General features: G+C 72.5%; 13 protein-coding genes. 8 read left to right on the top strand and 5 right to left on the bottom strand.

All coding sequences use genetic code 11. The features are described from left to right. Position 1: 1 nt before the first annotated feature. Together ABZ906_RS04965 and ABZ906_RS04960 are read right to left on the bottom strand one after the other, a co-directional pair. Positions 2-1753 (bottom strand): dihydroxyacetone kinase family protein, encoded by a 1752-nt coding sequence (locus ABZ906_RS04965; protein ID WP_361377420.1) that lies wholly within the window; start codon positions 1751-1753, stop codon positions 2-4. Next, a complete protein-coding gene (locus tag ABZ906_RS04960) occupies positions 1750-3159 on the bottom strand; it encodes an MFS transporter (protein WP_361377417.1) in 1410 nt (469 codons plus the stop codon). The genes ABZ906_RS04965 and ABZ906_RS04960 overlap by 4 nt, the downstream gene beginning before the upstream one ends. Before the next feature lie 262 nt (positions 3160-3421). On the opposite strand from ABZ906_RS04960, the gene ABZ906_RS04955 reads away from it, so the two are divergent. The 5 genes from ABZ906_RS04955 (at position 3422) to ABZ906_RS04935 (ending at position 8624) form a co-directional block, all read left to right on the top strand. Continuing rightward, positions 3422-4189 carry a FadR/GntR family transcriptional regulator gene (locus ABZ906_RS04955; RefSeq protein ID WP_361377414.1) on the top strand — a complete coding sequence of 256 codons (768 nt, stop codon included), beginning with the start codon at positions 3422-3424 and terminating at the stop codon, positions 4187-4189. A gap of 139 nt (positions 4190-4328) precedes the next feature. After that, positions 4329-5279: an ABC transporter ATP-binding protein gene (locus ABZ906_RS04950; RefSeq protein ID WP_361378096.1), complete on the top strand. Its 951-nt coding sequence runs from the start codon at positions 4329-4331 to the stop codon at positions 5277-5279. Next, positions 5276-6256 (top strand): ABC transporter permease, encoded by a 981-nt coding sequence (locus tag ABZ906_RS04945; RefSeq protein ID WP_361377411.1) that lies wholly within the window; start codon positions 5276-5278, stop codon positions 6254-6256. Before ABZ906_RS04950 ends, ABZ906_RS04945 begins: the two co-directional genes overlap by 4 nt. Before the next feature lie 47 nt (positions 6257-6303). Continuing rightward, the gene (locus ABZ906_RS04940) at positions 6304-6708 is read left to right on the top strand and encodes a GntR family transcriptional regulator (protein WP_361185669.1); all 405 of its coding nucleotides are present in this window, start codon (positions 6304-6306) and stop codon (positions 6706-6708) included. A gap of 119 nt (positions 6709-6827) precedes the next feature. After that, positions 6828-8624, top strand: coding sequence for an acyl-CoA dehydrogenase (locus tag ABZ906_RS04935; protein WP_361377408.1), 1797 nt, complete (start codon positions 6828-6830; stop codon positions 8622-8624). Here ABZ906_RS04935 and ABZ906_RS04930 read toward each other — a convergent pair. The 3 genes from ABZ906_RS04930 to ABZ906_RS04920 form a co-directional block, all read right to left on the bottom strand. Continuing rightward, complete coding sequence (locus tag ABZ906_RS04930; protein WP_361377405.1) at positions 8566-9225, bottom strand: DUF6629 family protein; 660 nt, start codon at positions 9223-9225, stop codon at positions 8566-8568. The two genes, ABZ906_RS04935 and ABZ906_RS04930, sit on opposite strands and share 59 nt — an antisense overlap. Before the next feature lie 55 nt (positions 9226-9280). Beyond that, positions 9281-10684 carry an FAD-binding oxidoreductase gene (locus tag ABZ906_RS04925; RefSeq protein WP_361377402.1) on the bottom strand — a complete coding sequence of 468 codons (1404 nt, stop codon included), beginning with the start codon at positions 10682-10684 and terminating at the stop codon, positions 9281-9283. A gap of 100 nt (positions 10685-10784) precedes the next feature. Continuing rightward, on the bottom strand, positions 10785-13388 hold the full coding sequence (locus ABZ906_RS04920; protein WP_361377399.1) for an AAA family ATPase: 2604 nt from the start codon (positions 13386-13388) through the stop codon (positions 10785-10787). A 248-nt stretch (positions 13389-13636) separates the two neighbouring features. Here ABZ906_RS04920 and ABZ906_RS04915 point away from each other — a divergent pair, with 248 nt between their 5' ends. The 3 genes from ABZ906_RS04915 (at position 13637) to ABZ906_RS04905 (ending at position 16344) form a co-directional block, all read left to right on the top strand. After that, the gene (locus ABZ906_RS04915; protein ID WP_361185658.1) at positions 13637-14761 is read left to right on the top strand and encodes an NADH:flavin oxidoreductase; all 1125 of its coding nucleotides are present in this window, start codon (positions 13637-13639) and stop codon (positions 14759-14761) included. Positions 14762-14911: 150 nt separating this feature from the next. After that, entirely contained in the window at positions 14912-15550 is a 639-nt protein-coding gene (locus ABZ906_RS04910; protein WP_361377396.1) for a CGNR zinc finger domain-containing protein, read from the top strand. Next, positions 15547-16344: a transglutaminase domain-containing protein gene (locus tag ABZ906_RS04905; protein ID WP_361377393.1), complete on the top strand. Its 798-nt coding sequence runs from the start codon at positions 15547-15549 to the stop codon at positions 16342-16344. The genes ABZ906_RS04910 and ABZ906_RS04905 overlap by 4 nt, the downstream gene beginning before the upstream one ends. The last annotated feature ends 12 nt before the right edge of the window (positions 16345-16356 follow it).

The following is a 16356-nucleotide window of genomic DNA, read 5'->3' as shown; positions in this document are numbered from 1 at the left end:
CTCAGCCGCGGTGGGTGAGAACGCCGTGTACGGCGCGGGCGATCAGGGCGAGGGAGTGGGCGCCGGCGTCGACGGTGCCCAGGGACTTCTCGGCGTGCGGCCGGGCCCGGCCCATCCGGGGAAGCAGCCGCGCCGTGTCCCTGGCTGCCCCCTCGGCGGCGGTGGCGGCGGCGTCCCAGGCGGCGGCGAGGTCGGCACCGGCGGTGACCTGCGCGGAGAGGGTCTCTGCGAGCGGTACGAGGACGTCGACCATGGTCTTGTCGCCCACCTGTGCGCCGCCGAGCGCCGTCACGCCCTCGGACGCCTCGCGTACGCCCTGCGCGAGGGCGGCGGCATCGGGGCGCGCGGTGTCGCCGAGCGCGGCGCCGACGGAGCGCAGGATCACGCCCCACAGGGCGCCCGACGTGCCGCCCGCCTTGTCGGCCCAGGCGTGGCCCGCGAGGGTGAGCAGGGTCTGCGCTCCGGCGCCCGACTCCTGGGCCCGTACGGCGGCTTCGTGGGCGCCGAGCGAGCCGCGCCGCATGCCGATGCCGTGGTCCCCGTCGCCCGCGACGGCGTCGATGCGGCCGAGGTCGTCGGCGTGCTCCTCGACGGTGTCCTTGATGATCCGCAGGGCTTCGAGGGCGGTGGCGGCGGCCCGGCGGGAGGCGTCGGTGGCTGCGGGCAGGACGGCGTCGCTGACGTAGATGTCGTCGAGGCCGCTCTCGTCCTCGCTCTCGTACGAGGGGTCGGCGGCGGGGGCGGTGACCGTGCCCTTGCGGTAGGCGGGGGTGTCGGCCGGTGCCGTCCACAGGGCTTCGAGTTCGTCGTCGAGCCAGGTCAGGGTGAGCGAGACGCCCGCCATGTCGAAGCTGGTGACCAGCTCGCCGACCTCGGGGTCGACGGGTTCGACGCCCGCTTCGGCGAGGAGTGAGGCGACCCGGCGATAGACGACGAACAGTTCCTCGTACTTCACGGAGCCCAGGCCGTTGAGGATGACGGCGGCGCGCTGGCCCCTCAACTCCGTTATGCCCTCGGGAAGTTCCTTGAGGAGGGCGGAGACGAGCAGGTCGGCGGCCTCGTCCGCGCTCGGCACGGGCCGCTCGTCGATGCCGGGTTCGCCGTGGATGCCGAGGCCGAGCGCCATCCGTCCCTCGGGGACGGTGAACAGGGCTTCCTCGGCTCCGGGCAGGGTGCAGCCGGAGAAGGCGATGCCGAAGGAGCGGGTACGGGCGTTCGCATGCTCGGCGACGCGGGTCACGCCGGCCAGCGGGAGGCCCTGTTCCGCCGCCGCGGCGACCACCTTGAAGACGGGCAGGTCGCCCGCGATGCCGCGCCGTTTGGCCGACTCGGCGGGGGCGGCGCTTGCCACGTCGTCGGTGACGGCGACGGCGGAGGTGTCGATGCCCTCGCCCCGCAGCCGCTCGGCCGCCTGGCCGAAGTGCAGGACGTCGCCCGCGTAGTTGCCGTACATGAGAAGCACCCCGCCGCCGCAGTGGGCGGCCTTGGCGACGTTGCGTATCTGCTGGGCGGAGGGCGAGGCGAAGACGTTGCCGACGGCGGCTCCGTGGGCCAGGCCCTGGCCGACCAGGCCGGAGAAGGCGGGGTAGTGGCCGGAGCCGCCGCCGATGACGACGGCGACCTGGCCGGATGTCTTCGGCGTCGCGCGCACGACACCGCCGGGCACGGTCCGCACCCAGCGGCCGTGGGCCGCGGCGAACCCTTCGAGTGCCTCGTCGGCGAACGCGGCGGGGTCGTTGTGCAGGCGGGTCATCGCGTGGCCTCCGTCGGCTCGTGGGCTGCCTGTCGTGTGCCGGTCCCGCCGCGGGCGCCCAGGCGGATCATCAGGGCGGCGGAGAGCAGCATGAAGAAGCCGACCAGGTAGAGCGGCAGGTAGTAGGCGCCGCTCAAGTCCTTCAGCCAGCCGGTGATGTAGCTGGAGGCGAAGCCGGCGATGTTGCCCGCGGTGTTGATCAGGGCGATGCCCGCCGCCGCGGCCGCGCCGGTGAGGAACCGGGACGGCACGGACCAGAACACCGGCAGGGCGGCGAAGATCGCGCACGCGGTCACCGTGATGACGGCGACGGTGGCCGTCGGCGAGCCCATGTAGAGGGCGAGCGGGATACTGACGCCGCCGACGATCGCGGGGCCCGCGATGTGCCAGGTGCGGGTGCCCCTGCGGGTGGCGTGCCGCGTCCAGAAGTAGAGGACGATCGCGGCCGGGAGGTAGGGGATCGCGGTGATCCAGGCCTTGTCCATCACGCTGAACGTGGTGCCGTACTGGTCCTGGAAGCCGTTGATGATGGTCGGCAGGAAGAACGCGAGGGCGTAGAGGCCGTAGATGAAGCCGAAGTAGACGACGGCGAGGGTCCAGACGCGGCCGTTGGTGAACGCGGCCTTCAGATCACCCTTGGCGTGCTTGCCCTCGGAGCCCTCATGACCGGACTCGCTCTCGTGGCCGGTCTTTTGGGCGTTCTCCGCGGCCAGTTCCCCGGTGAGCCAGGTCTTCTCCTCGGGGGTGAGCCACTTGGCGTCGGCCGGGCGGTCGATCAGATAGAACCAGGCGACGACGCCGAGCAGGATCGCGGGGACCGACACGAAGAGGAACATCACCCGCCAGCCCTCCAGGCCGAACAGGCCGTGGTGGCCGATCAGCCAGCCCGCGAGCGGGGCGCCGAAGACCGTGGTCAGCGGCTGGGCCAGATAGAAGAGGCCGAGGATCTTGGTGCGGTGGCGGCTCGGCACCCACTGGCTGAGGAAGAGGATCGCCCCGGGGAAGAACCCGGCCTCCGCGACGCCGAGCAGGAAGCGCAGGGCGTAGAGCTCGGTGCTGCTGTTCACCCAGGTGAAGAGGAGGGAGACGACGCCCCAGGTCACCATGATGCGGGCCAGCCAGCGGCGGGCGCCGAAGCGGTGCAGGGCCATGTTGCTGGGGACTTCGAGCACGATGTACCCGAGGAAGAAGATCCCGGAGGCGAAGCCGAACTGCGCGGCGGTGAGCGCCAGGTCCTGGCCCATCCCGTTGGGTTCCGCGAAGGAGACGGCGGTGCGGTCCAGGTAGTTCACGAAGAACATCAGGGCCACGAAGGGAACGAGTCGGGTCGAGACCTTCCTGATCGCCGATTTCTCGACGCCTGATCTCGTCACCGGTGCTACGGGGGGCGCTGCGCTGGCAGGCATGTGGCGACTCCTCGGCTCGCCGGACGGCTTTGTCCGGTCTGGGTCACTCTCGGCAGGCGGCGGGGGCAGCGGGGGCGGCCACGCCGGGGCCGGTCTGGAGTTCACGCTAGGCCCGATTCTCAAATTGGTCACCAATTTACCAAAGTGGCGAATGTCGCAGAGGCCGGAGTCGTTGAACCCTTGACAAACACCAGGTGGCGGGAGGTATGCGGGCCCGGAGCCAGTCCTCCCCGACCACCGGATACGGCGGTCTGGTCTACTGGTGACCGTGACCAGTCAGCCCGATCAGCAGCAGCCGGATCTCGCCCAGCTCCTGCGCCCGGTGGTGCGCGAGTCCTCGGTCAGCGAGGTCGCCAAGCGCCTCCTCGACCACCTCTCCGCCGGCAACATCAAGCCGGGCACCCGGCTGCCCGCCGAGCGCCAGCTCGCCGAGGCCCTCGGCGTGGCCCGCTCCAGCGTGCGCGGGGCGCTGTCCGCGCTCGACGTCCTCGGCATCATCGAGATCAGGCCGGGCTCGGGCTCGTATGTCCGCGAGGGCACATCGGAGTTCCTGCCGCGCGCCATCAACTGGGGCCTGATGCTGGGTCAGCGGCGCACCCGGGACCTGGTCGAGGTGCGCACGTACATGGAAGGCGTCTCGGCACGGCTCGCCGCCGAGCGGGCCGGCGAAGAGGATGTGCGGCGCCTGGAAGGGCACTTGGAACGGATGCGGGAGGCGGGCTCGGACGTCAAGGCCTTCGTCGACGCCGACATCGCCTTCCACCTGGAGACGGCGCACATCGCACGCAACTCCGTGCTCAGCGACATCCTGCACAGCATCCGCGCGCTGCTCCAGGTCTGGATGGAGCGGGCCGGCGACATCGAGGGCACCGTCAGCGGCACCCTGTGCGAGCACGGCGCGGTCCTGGACGCGATCCGCGCGGGCGACCCCGAGGCCGCGGACCGGGCGATGGCGGAACACATGCGGATGGCGAACGTACGGCTCCAGTCCTCCCTGGACGGCGAGGGGCGGTTCCCCGCGGGCCAGTAGCGGTTCCGCGCAGTTCCCCGCACCCCTTACGGGGCACGCAGCCCCCTGGCGTTCGCCAGGGGGCTGTTTGACATGTTCGGTGCGGGCAGATCATGATTCCATTAATTGTTTAATGGAATCGAGAGAGGCGCGCGTGGACATGACCTTCGCCGACCCCGCCGGTGCCGCGGGAACCCCGGGAGAGATCGCGCTCGAGGCCCGCGGCCTGGGCAAGCGTTATCGCCGCGGCTGGGCGCTGCGTGACTGTTCCTTCCGGGTGCCCGCCGGGCGGATCTGTGGTCTCGTCGGCCCCAACGGCGCCGGAAAGAGCACCCTGTTGGGGATCGCGACCCGCCTGGTGAACCCGACCGAGGGCGAACTGCGCGTCTTCGGCGTGCCCGCGGACGATCCGGCCGCGATGCCCCGCTACGCCTTCCTCTCCCAGGACAAGTCGCTGTTCAGGCGGTTCACCGTGGCCGAGACGCTGCGCATGGGCAGCGAACTCAACCCCGGCTGGGACATGGCGGCCGCCGAGCGGATCGTGCGCTCCGGCAACGTGCCGATGGACGCCAGGGTCGGCACGCTCTCGGGAGGGCAGCGCACCCGCGTCGCGTTCGCACTGGCCTTCGGCAAGCGGCCCGATCTGCTGCTGCTCGACGAGCCGATGGCGGACCTCGACCCGCTGGCCCGGGACGAGATGGGCTCGCTGCTGATGTCCGAGGCCGTCGAGCGCGGCACCACGGTGGTGATGTCCTCCCACATGCTCTCCGAGCTGGAGGACATGTGCGACTACCTCCTGGTCGTCGCGGACGGCAGGATCCGGATGGCGGGCGACACCGAGGAGCTGGTCCCGGCCCACGCCCTGGTGACCGGACTCGCTCCCGACGGCACGCCGCCCGCCGATCTCACCCCGCACACCGTGGTCGAATTCCGGCTCCAGGGGCGGCAGTTCCGCGCCCTCCTGCGTCCGAACGGCCCGCTGGCCCCGGACTGGGAGGTCACCGAACCGAGCCTGGAGGAAGTCCTGCTCGCCCACCTCCGCGCACCGGACGCGGAGCCGCTGTTCACGCACTCCGCCCGCATCGAGGCCGAAGGGATCGCCGCCGCATGAGCACCACCCTCACCGAGCAGCCCCGCACGGGGCAGTCCGCCAAGAAGCCGGGGCTGCTGCACGGGCTCACCTGGCTCGTCCTGCGCCAGCACCGCGCCACCACGTGGATGGTCGTCGCCCTGGTCGTCCTCGGCGCGGCCGGGATCATCTACGAGCGCGGCGTGATGGCCGACATGCTCGCCGCGAAGGGCTGGCCGGACAAGGAGGTCCACCTGATCTCGGCCCCGCACAGTTTCGAGTACATCACCTCGGCGCTGGGCGCCCTGCCCGTCTTCTTCGGTGTCTTCCTCGGCGCCCCGCTGATCGCGAGCGACCAGGAACACGGCACCGCGCAGCTGGTCACCACGCAGTCGGTGCCGCGCCGCCGCTGGCTCGCGGCCAAGCTGGCCTGGTGCCTCTCGCTCGTTCTGATGTCCGCCGTCGTCCTCTCCACGCTGCTCTTCTGGTGGTGGGAGCCCTACCGCGATCTCATGCTCACGGAGTGGCTGTCGGGCGAGGTGTTCGACAACACCGGCCCCATGCTCGCCGCGCTCTCCCTCTTCCTCACCGTCAGCGGCATCGCGATCGGCATGCTGCTGCGCAGGGTGCTGCCCGCCATGCTGGTCTCCTTCTTCTTCTCCCTGTTCGTCGTGGTGGCCTGGGGCGAGTTCCGTGGTCGTCTCGCCACCCCGCGCCTGCTCACGTATCCGCTGAACGGCGACACGCCCCCCATCCTCGACAGCGGCGGCGCGGTGGAGACGGACCGCTGGGTCGGCAGCGCGGACGGGCAGCTCTACGGGTGGGGCACGTGCGCCGAGCAGACCGAGAAGGCCACGAACGCCTGCATCAAGGAGCACGGCATCGTCAACAGCGTGGTCGAGTACTTCGGCTACGACCAGATGCCGGGCATGCAGTGGACCGGTGCCGCCCTGCTGCTCGGCGCGACCGCCGCCGTGGCCGTCTTCGTCCTGTGGTGGGCGTCGCGGCGGCCCCTCTAGGACGATCGTGAGGGCAAGTACGTAAAGTGTCCGCAAACGAGCAGAGAGTGGGGACAGTGGTCGAATTCCGCATCGACCGGCGCAGCGGTGTGGCCACGTATCTGCAGATCGTGCGCCAGGTCGAACAGGCCCTGCGTATGGGCGCGTTGGTGGAAGGCGACCGGCTGCCCACGGCCGCGCAGGTCGCCGCGGCCACGAAGGTGAACCCGAACACGACGCTCAAGGCCTACCGCGAGCTGGAGCGTGCGGGGCTCGCAGAGGTCCGCCAGGGGGCGGGCACGTTCATCACCCGCTCCCTGGCCCGGCCGCAGGCGGGCCCGGACTCCCCCCTCCAGCAGGCCCTCGCGGAGTGGATGCGCCAGGCGCGGTCCGAAGGGCTCACGGGTCAGGACGTCACGGCGCTGTTCGAGGCCGTGCACGCGGCCACGTTCCGGGCCGAACCGGCCGGCTGAGGCCGGTTACCGCGGGCTACCCTCGACAAACCCCATAAGCAACCGCTTAGTATCGGGTGCGCGGGGCTCCCTGCCCCGGGATCGGTACCGCCGTAACCGTCACCGCATGGAGAATCCGCATGGCATCCCTGCTCCTGTCCCGTCGCGATCTCGAGTTCCTGCTGTACGAATGGCTGGACGTGCCCGCGCTCACCGGCCGGGAGCGGTACGCGGACCACTCGCGCGAGACCTTCGACGCCGCCCTGGAGCTGAGCGAGCAGATCGCCACGCGGCACTTCGCCCCGCACAACAAGAAGGCCGACGCGCAGGAGCCCACCTTCGACGGGGAGCGGGTGCACATCATCCCCGAGGTCAAGGAGGCGCTGCGGGTCTTCGGGGACTCGGGGCTCCTGGCGAGCGCCATGGACCACGAGATCGGCGGCGGGCAGCTGCCGGCCGTGGTGGCGCAGGCCTGCTTCGCCTGGTTCCAGGCGGCCAACGTCGGCACGGCCGCCTATCCCTTCCTGACCATGGGCAACGCCAATCTGCTCCTCGCGCACGCCTCCAAGGAGCAGATCGACACCTACGTACGCCCCATGGTGGAGGGCCGCTTCCTGGGCACGATGTGTCTGTCGGAGCCGCAGGCGGGGTCGTCGCTCGCCGATGTGGCGACGCGGGCCGAGGCGCGGGCTGACGGGACGTACCGCCTCTTCGGGAACAAGATGTGGATCTCCGGCGGCGAGCACGAGCTGTCGGAGAACATCGTGCACCTGGTGCTCGCGCGCATCCCCGGCGGCCCGCCCGGCGTGAAGGGGCTCTCGCTGTTCGTCGTGCCCAAGGTCCTGGTCGGCGAGGACGGGGCGCTCGGCGAGCGCAATGACGTCGTGCTCGCGGGCCTCAACCACAAGATGGGCTACCGCGGGACCACGAACACCCTCCTGAACTTCGGCGAGGGCGCCCACCGGCCCGGCGGCGAGCCCGGCGCGGTCGGCCATCTCATCGGGGAGGCCAACCACGGCCTCGCGTACATGTTCCACATGATGAACGAGGCCCGGATCGGCGTGGGCCTGGGCGCCACCGCGCTCGGCTACACCGGCTATCTGCACGCCCTGGACTACGCGCGCACCCGCCCGCAGGGCCGCCCCGTCACCGGCAAGGACCCGGCATCACCGCAGGTGCCGATCATCGAGCATGCCGACGTACGCAGGATGCTCCTGGCCCAGAAGGCGTACGTGGAGGGCGCGCTCGCCCTCAATCTGTACTGCGGGCGGCTTCTCGACGAGCAGAACACCGGCGCCGCGCAGCAGGACCGCGACGAGGCCAAGCTGCTGCTCGACGTGCTGACGCCCGTCGCCAAGAGCTGGCCCTCGCAGTGGTGCCTGGAAGCCAACAACCTGGCGATCCAGGTGCACGGCGGCTATGGCTACACGCGCGAGTACAACGTCGAGCAGTTCTACCGCGACAACCGCCTCAACCCCATCCACGAGGGCACGCACGGCATCCACGGCCTCGACCTGCTCGGCCGCAAGGTCGTCATGGGCGGCGGCGCGGGCCTGCGGCTGCTCGGCGAGCAGATCACGCGGACGACCGCCAGGGCCGCCGCGGCAGGCGGCTCCGCGGCCGGGTACGGGCGTGCGCTCGACGCGTCCGTGGCCCGTGCGGTGGACGTGACCCAGCGGCTCTGGTCGACGGGTGACCCGCAGACGGCGCTCGCCAACGCGAGCGTCTATCTCGAAGCGGTCGGGCACGTGGTCGTCGCCTGGATGTGGCTGGAGCAGATGCTGGCCGCCGAAGCGGGCACCGAGGACTTCCACGCGGGCAAGCTCGCGGCCTGCCGTTACTTCTTCCGCCATGAACTGCCCAAGACCGAGGCCCAGTTCACGCTGCTCGAAAGCCTGGACCGGACCGCGCTCGAACTGGACGAGAACGCCTTCTGAGCCAGAAGTACAGGACCACGGAGCACACCGCCGCGAACGCGCACCACGTGGAGATGTACTCCCGCCGCCACAGCAGCACGCACACCGCCGCCCCGACGGCGGCCAGGACGCCGAAGAGGACCAGGCCCCGGTCGCCGGAGAGGAGCAGGGAGCCGATGGTGGCCAGGAGGTATCCGGCGACGATGAGACCGGGGTGCGGAAGCCCGAGCACGTACCCGACGGTGTGGCCGCGGATCTCGGCCGTCACGGTGCGGGTCGCCAGGCAGTAGGACAGCGCCGCCGCCGTCGCGATCCCCGCCGCAAGAGGGATCACGAGGCGGCGGCGCGCTCCGGGCGGCGCCGCGCACAGCACCGCGAGGGGCAGCCACAGCGGGAGCAGCGGCAGGGCGATCACGGCCCAGGCGAGGGTGGCGGGGCCGCTCCCGCCGTCGTTGCTCCATACCCGCGACTCGATGATCTGGTGGGCGCCGAGGAGGAGCGGGAGCGCGGCGATCGGCAGGTCCCGCGGGCTCCCGCCGCGGACCGCGCGGGTCACACAGGCGACCCCCACGGCGGCGATGCCCGCGCCCGCCACGAGATCGGCGGTCTCGCTCCAGCACATGGGCCCACGCTACGGTCCCCGCCGCACGGCGGCGCGGCGGGGCGGGCCGCGTGAGCTACGCGGGACCGTGCGGGTCCGGCTCGATGTTCTGGTTGAGGCGGAAGACGTTGTCCGGGTCGTACGCGGCCTTGATGCGCGCCAGGCGGGGGTAATTGTCGCGGTAGCTCGCCCGGACGCGTTCCTGCCCCTCGTCCATCATCATGTTCACGTAGGCGCCGCCCGCCGAGTACGGGTGCAGCGCGTCGAAGTAGTCGACGGTCCAGCGTTTGATGAGGTCGGCCCTGGACGGGTCGGGGTCCACTCCCGCGTACACGCAGGCCCAGCGGGCGCCGCGGTAGCTCCAGGCGGTGTCCGCGGGGGCGTGGTCGTGGGCGGCGCCGTCGATGGGGTACAGGTGCATCGTCGACTTCATGGTCGGCACCTCGGCGCCGAACTTGGCGTGCAGGGTGACGGCGTCGTCCGGGATCTCGTCGACGAAGTCCGCCCGCCAGTACCACTGGTCGCCGGGCGGGTAGAGCCCGTCGAACATGGACTGGAGCACCGGGTGCGGCATCTCCCCCACGGCGTGCAGGAGCGGCTCGGGCAGCGCGTCGAGCAGCGGCGCCATGGCGCGGTCGGCGGTGTCGGTGTCCCCGGCGGTGTGGCACCACACGACGCCGCAGATCTTGCGCAGGTGCAGGCTCTCGGGGAAGGGCGGGGCCGGGGGCACGGTGCCGAACATGAAGAAGCCGGCCACATCGCGGGGCAGCCCGGGCTGGAAGTCACGGTAGGCGGCGAGGACTTCGCCGCCCCGCTCGGCGGGCCAGAAGGTCGGTCCGGCGATGACCGTGCTCAGTTCGTGCAGCCGGAAGAGGAAGGAGGTGACGACGCCGAAGTTGCCGCCCCCGCCGCGGATCGCCCAGTACAGGTCGCTGTTCGTCTCGGCGCTCGCCCGCACCTGACGGCCGTCGGCAAGGACGAGGTCGGCCTCCAGGACGTTGTCGATGCTCAGCCCGTACCGGCGCGTGAGGTGGCCGAGGCCGCCGCCCAGGGTGAGGCCGCCGACGCCCGTGGAGGAGATGATGCCGCTCGGGGTGGCCAGACCGTGCTCGTGCGTGGCGCGGTCCACCTCGCCCCAGACGCAGCCGCCGCCGACCCGTGCCGTACGGGTCACCGGATCGACCTCGATGGTCTTGAGCGGTGACAGGTCGGCGACCACACCGCCCTCGACCGTGCCCAGGCCCGCTCCGTGGTGGCCGCCGCCGCGGACCGCGAGCGGCAGGCCGTGCGCGCGGGCGAAGCCGATGACGCGGGCCACGTCGTCGGCGTCGGTGCAGCGGGCGACGAGCGCGGGGCGCTTGTCGGTCATCGCGTTGTAGACGGCGCGCACCTCGTCGTACCCGGCGTCGTCCGGCCCCTTCAACTCCCCTTTGAATCCGGCCAGTTCCCTGCGTGCTTCCTGATCGGGCGTCATCGACATGTTTCCCCCGTCGGTTCGGAGCATCCGATGAGCCCGTTCTAGTGCCGCCCCGCGCACGCGGATAGAGGTGCCCGCCACCCAGCTCACGCCCGGCCACTGCCTACTTTTCGCGGCCGATCTCGATGCCCAGCTGCACGGCGCGGGCGGCGACCTCGCGCCGGGTGCGGGCGCCGAGCTTCTCCAGGACCGCGCGGACGTGGTTGTCGACGGTGCGGACCGACAGGAAGAGCCGGGCGGCGATCTCGATGTTGGTCAGGCCCTCCGCCAGGAGCTGTCCGACCTGAAGCTGGCGGCCGGTGAGGCCCGCGGGGTTGCGGCGGGTCGCCGCGTGCGGGCCGCGCGGGATCCGGGCGACGCCGAGGGTGCGCAGGTCGGCGCGGACGATCCGGGCCAGGGGTTCGGCGCCCAGGGCGTCGAGTCCGGCGAGCGCGGTGAGTTTGTCCGCCGGGTCCGGGCTGTCCGCGAGGGCGGCGGCGTGTTCGTAGGGGCACCCGGCGGCCCGCCAGGCCTCGGCGGCAAGGCGCCACTGCCCGGCGGCCTGGAGGTCGTAGGGATGATCCGAGCCGTCCGCGTCGACGTGCTGCCCCGCCTTGGCCAGCCAGTGGCCGAGCTCCGCGCGGTACGGCGTCGCCGCCAGGGAGCGCGCCTGTGCGTACAGGGGGCCGACGGTGTCCAGCACGGCGGCGAGGTCACCGCGCAGCCAGGCCGCCTCCGCACGGGCCGCCGCGACCGGGGCCGTGCGCTGGAGCTCCCTCGTGCGCGCGGCGACCTCCCAGGCCCGGCCCAGAAGTTCGTCGCCGCCCTTCGCGCCGCGTCTGATCCGCACGCGCGCGAGGACGGTCAGGGCGGGGCAGCGCGCGGGCGGGAACTCCTGCGCGTCACCGGACTCAGCCTGCTTCTCCGCCTCGTCCCACTTGCCCGCCGCGAACTGCCGCAGCGCGAGCTCCACTTGGAGGTAGCGCAGGAACCCCAGATGCTCCGTGCGGTCGGCGAACTCCATGGCGGGCGCCAGGAAGTGGTCGGCCTCCGCGAACCGGAGGTTCTCCAGGAGCGTCCAGATGACGTTGGCGTAGGCGCGGCAGGCGTGCTCGGCCTCGTCCGCCTTCAGGGCGACTGCCAGGCTCTCCTCCAGCTGCGGGCGGCCCAGCGGGTCGCCGCCGCGCCAGCGGGCGGTGCCGACGTTGTTCAGGGCGTGGGAGAGGATCGCCGCGTCGCCCGTGCGCCGGGCCAGGGTGATGGCGCGCTCGCCGAAACCGACGGCCTCGGCATAGCGGTCGGAGAGCATGCGCAGCTGGGAGGTGTTGCTGAGCGCGAGCGCGAGGAGCTTCTCGTCACCGGCCTGTTCGAGTACGCCGATGGCTTCCCTGGCGGCCTCCTGTGCCGCGTCCGCGTCGCCCGCCCACCAGTGGATCCGCGAGAGCCAGCGCAGATCGGCGCCCAGTGCCCGCAGGTCGCCCAGGGAGCGGCGCAGGGCGACGGCTTCCCGCTGGGCGCCGACGGCGGCCGGGGAGTCGGCGATGGTGTAGCTCTCCACCGCGAACCGCTCCAGGAGGTCGGCGAGTTCGGCCGGGCCGTAGCGTGCGCGCTGGCGCAGGACCAGGCGCAGCTGGGCGGCGGCCTCCCGGTGCGCGCCGGTGCGTGCGGCGTCCCTGGCCGCGTCGGGGCCGTAGCGTGCGATGGCGTCCTGGTCGCCCGCCTGGGCGGCGTGGTGGACGATGCGCGAGGAGTCGGCGCCGGGCTGCTCGACCAGGACCGTGAGCACCCTGCGGTTGAGTTCGATGCGCCGTGCCGCGGGCAGCGAGTCGGCGATGGCCCGCCGGATGATCTCGTGCCGGAACATCACCCGCTCGGGGGCCACGACGAGCAGGCCGCGCCGCTCGGCCGACGCCAACTGGCCCACTCCGCAGGGCAGCAGCGCGTCGGCCAGGGGGCGCTCGGCCGCCGACGGCACCACGGCGAGCTGTTCGAGCGCGTCGCGTGCCGCGTCGTCGAGGCCGCGCAGCCGGGCCAGGACGGCGTCGACCACGGTGGGCGGCACGTCTCCGGTGCCGCCCGCCGCGACGACCTCGGCGACGTAGAAGGGGTTGCCCGACGTCACGGCGTACACCTGCGCGGGGTCGAGGCGGCTGGCCGCGCTCAGGGTGCGCACCGCATCGCGGGACAGCCGGGACAGCGGGACCCGGTGCACGCGGGCGGCCCGGGACACCTGGCCCAGGAGGTGGCGCAGGGGGTGTTCGCGGCTCAGTTCGTCGTCGCGGTAGGTCAGCACGAGGACGGCGGGCATGCGGTCCATGCGGCGTACGAGGAACCGCAGCGCGTCGAGAGAGGCCTCGTCCGCCCAGTGCACGTCCTCTACGACCAGGACCGTGGGATGCGGCGGATCGCCGAGTTCGGCCCGCAGCGCGTCGTACACCCGGTGCCGGTCGCCGCCCTCGGTCACCGCTTGCGCCAGCTCGGCCCGTACGCTGCCGACAAGATCGCGGAAGGGGCCGAGCGGGCGCCGCGTGGCGAGGTCGTCGCACTGCCCCACCAGCACCCTGGCCTGCGCGGACAGCACACCCGGCAGCGCGTTCACGAGGCTCGATTTGCCGATCCCGGCCTCACCGAAGACGAGCGCCACCGAACCCGCGCCGCCGGCCGCGTCCCGTGCGGCGGCGGTCAGCCGAACCAGTTCACGATCCCGCTCGAGGATCCCCCCGTCCACGCCGGAATTGTCCCACGCGGCGGCGTATTCCCGTGGCGGGTCGGAAGGTTCGGTCGACGCCGGAGTGCGCGGGCGACGCGGGGCCGGTACGAGGGCGGTGCGGCGCCTGCGTGGGGCGCGCGGCGAGGGTGGCGCCCTGTCTCCGCCGCACACCGCGGGGCCCGCCGACGAACGACATGAGTAAAGCGCGTACGCTTGCGTCATCGATCGCAGGATGATCGCACCTTCATCCCCTGCCAGGAGGACGCATGACCTCGCCGTCGCAGACCGCGCGCACCCCCCAGACCCTCGACCGCCCCTTCAGCGTCGGCAGCCTCACCCTGCCCAACCGCATCGTGATGGCACCCATGACCCGGGAGTTCTCGCCGGGCGGCGTACCGGGTGCGGACGTGGCGGAGTACTACGCCCGCCGGGCCGCCGCCGGTGTCGGCCTGATCATCACCGAGGGCACGTACGTCGGCCACGCCTCCGCCGGTACGAGCGACCGGGTGCCGCGCTTCCACGGGGACGACGCCCTCGAAGGCTGGCGCAAGGTGGTCGACGCCGTGCACGGAGCGGGCGGGAAGATCATTCCGCAGCTGTGGCACGTCGGCATCACCCGCGACGAGGGCAAGGGCCCGGTGCCCTCCGCCCCCGCGGCGGGCCCCTCCGCGATCGGCCTCGACGGACAGCCCAAGGGCAGCGCCCTGACGGCCGACGACCTCGACGACGTGATCCGGGCGTTCGCGGACGCCGCTGCCGCCGCCGAGCGCATCGGCTTCGACGGCGTCGAACTGCACGGCGCGCACGGCTACCTGATCGACCAGTTCCTCTGGGAGCGCACGAACCGGCGCACCGACGGCTACGGCGGCGACCTCGAGTCCCGTACCCGCTTCGCCGCGGAGATCGTCGCGGCCGTGCGGGCCGCCGTCTCGCCCGACTTCCCCGTCTTCTTCCGGCTCTCGCAGTGGAAGGCCGGCACCTACGACGCGCAGCTCGCAAAGACTCCCGAGGAGCTGGAGCGCCTGATCACGCCGCTGGTGAACGCGGGCGTCGACGTCCTGCACGCCTCCACCCGCCGCTACTGGGTGCCGGAGTTCGAGGGCAGCGACCTCAACCTCGCGGGCTGGGTCAAGAAGGTCTCCGGGGTGCCCGTGGTCACCGTGGGCTCGGTCGGCCTCGACCAGGTGTTCATCGGCTCGCAGGGCTGGGCGGCGCCGTCCGCCGCCACGGGCATCGATCCGCTCATCGACCGCCTGGAGCGGGACGAGTTCGACCTGGTGGCGGTGGGCCGCGCCCTCATCGCCGACCCGGAGTGGGCGGCCAAGGCCCTGGAGAGCAGGCTCGGCGACGCGCTGCCCTTCGACAAGTCGCAGCTGACGAGCCTGGTCTGAGCGACAGCCGCCCGGCGTGCGACCCCGGTGTGCGACCCCGGCGGGGTCAGGGGCCGCGCGCCGGGCGGCCGCGCGCCGGGCGGCCGCACGCCGGGCGACGGCAGCTAAGCCGCCACGCTACTGTCAACCGGGGTCGCGTAAGATATGCCCATGACCTGGCCTGCCACCGAGCGTTACTTCCCCACCGCCGTTCCCGGCGGCCTGGGGCTCGTGCAGGACATCCTGAACACCGCGCCCTCCGGCGGCGCACCCGACGCCGATCTGCTCGGGGACGTGGCCGCGGCGCAGGACTGGATCTCCGTGGCGCTGCCCACCTGGGCCGAGCGGACGGGGCGCACGGCGGTGCGGCTCACGCTCACCGAAGAGGACCTGCCCAAGCTGCGGCAGCTGCGCGAACAGCTGCGCAGGGCCCTGCACTCGCGGTGCGGCAGCACCGGCGGCGAGAGCGAGGGCGGCGAGGGCGACACCCCGCGCTTCACCTCCTGCGCCCTCCAGGTCAGTCTGCACGGCGACGCCGCCCTGACCACCGAACCCGAGGGCGAGGGCTGGCGCTGGCTGACCTCGGCCGTGCTGTGCGAGGCGCTGCTCGCCCAGACGACCGGAGAGTGGCGGCGCCTGAAGATCTGCCGCAACGAACGCTGCGCCACGGCGTTCTACGACCGCTCCCGCAACAACAGCGGCGTCTGGCACTCCACCCGCGACTGCGGGAACGCCGCGAACCTGCGTGCCTCGCGACAGCGCCGCCGGGCGGGCGCCGACGCGGAACCGGCGCCGGGCGGTCAGGCGTGAAGCCGCCGCGCCCGCGGGCGGAAGCGACGGGGAGCACGGAACCGACGCGGATACTGGACTGGCGACACCCCCGCGTCGCCGACCTCATCCGCAGCGTCGGGGCGGCCTGCCCCGACTCACCCGACTCCTCTTGTTCCTCCGGCCAGTTGGCCGCCCTGCGCCGCGCACACGGACGGATCGCCGCGACCGTACGGCCGGTGTATTCGGTGCAGGACGAACGGCCGGTGTCGGAAGTGCTGCGGCGCGGCCGGGGCTCGTGCAGCCAGCGACTCGCGATCCTGGAGGCCGTGGCGCGGGCCACCGGAGTGCCCACCCGGGTACGCGGGCTCCTCGTGGACGGAGCGTTCTGGCATCCGCGCTTTCCGGGCCTCCGTCGGCTGGTCCCGGACGAAGTCCTCCTCGCGTGGCCGGAGTTCCGCTTCGACGAGCGCACGCACGGCCTGGACCCGGGCACCCCGTGGCTGCCGGTGTCCGAACTCTTCGGCGGGCTCGACGAGTTGAGCGCACGCCGGGCCACCGGGTTCACCAACGCGGGCGCGGAGACGCTCTTCGAGGCGCTGTCCCGGACGGCGGTCGACTGGGACGGGGCGACGGCCTGCGCGGCCGACGCCGCCTCTTGCGACCTGTCGGCACATGTACGCACGGACCTCGGGCACTTCGACTCACGCGACGACCTCTTCGCACGGCACGGTCAGACGCTGTGCGGTCCCGCGCGCTGGGTCGCCGAGCCCGTACTCGGCCGCCGCTCGGCCGGTGCCAGGGCGTCGGCCGCACCCCTCACACCGACCGGCTGACAGCGCCCGCGG

The organism is Streptomyces sp. NPDC046925 (assembly GCF_040644915.1).
Lineage (GTDB): Bacteria > Actinomycetota > Actinomycetes > Streptomycetales > Streptomycetaceae > Streptomyces.
The sequence above is the reverse complement of the archived record's forward strand: the minus strand, read 5'-3'. Positions and strand labels throughout refer to the sequence as shown.

Excerpts from the sequence above, each read along its gene's own strand:
- ABZ906_RS04965 (WP_361377420.1), bottom strand. The coding sequence starts at position 1,753 with ATGACCCGCCTGCACAACGACCCCGCCGCGTTCGCCGACGAGGCACTC.
- ABZ906_RS04960 (WP_361377417.1), bottom strand. The coding sequence starts at position 3,159 with ATGCCTGCCAGCGCAGCGCCCCCCGTAGCACCGGTGACGAGATCAGGC.
- ABZ906_RS04950 (WP_361378096.1), top strand. The coding sequence starts at position 4,329 with ATGACCTTCGCCGACCCCGCCGGTGCCGCGGGAACCCCGGGAGAGATC.
- ABZ906_RS04945 (WP_361377411.1), top strand. The coding sequence starts at position 5,276 with ATGAGCACCACCCTCACCGAGCAGCCCCGCACGGGGCAGTCCGCCAAG.
- ABZ906_RS04935 (WP_361377408.1), top strand. The coding sequence starts at position 6,828 with ATGGCATCCCTGCTCCTGTCCCGTCGCGATCTCGAGTTCCTGCTGTAC.
- ABZ906_RS04930 (WP_361377405.1), bottom strand. The coding sequence starts at position 9,225 with ATGTGCTGGAGCGAGACCGCCGATCTCGTGGCGGGCGCGGGCATCGCC.
- ABZ906_RS04925 (WP_361377402.1), bottom strand. The coding sequence starts at position 10,684 with ATGTCGATGACGCCCGATCAGGAAGCACGCAGGGAACTGGCCGGATTC.
- ABZ906_RS04915 (WP_361185658.1), top strand. The coding sequence starts at position 13,637 with ATGACCTCGCCGTCGCAGACCGCGCGCACCCCCCAGACCCTCGACCGC.
- ABZ906_RS04910 (WP_361377396.1), top strand. The coding sequence starts at position 14,912 with ATGACCTGGCCTGCCACCGAGCGTTACTTCCCCACCGCCGTTCCCGGC.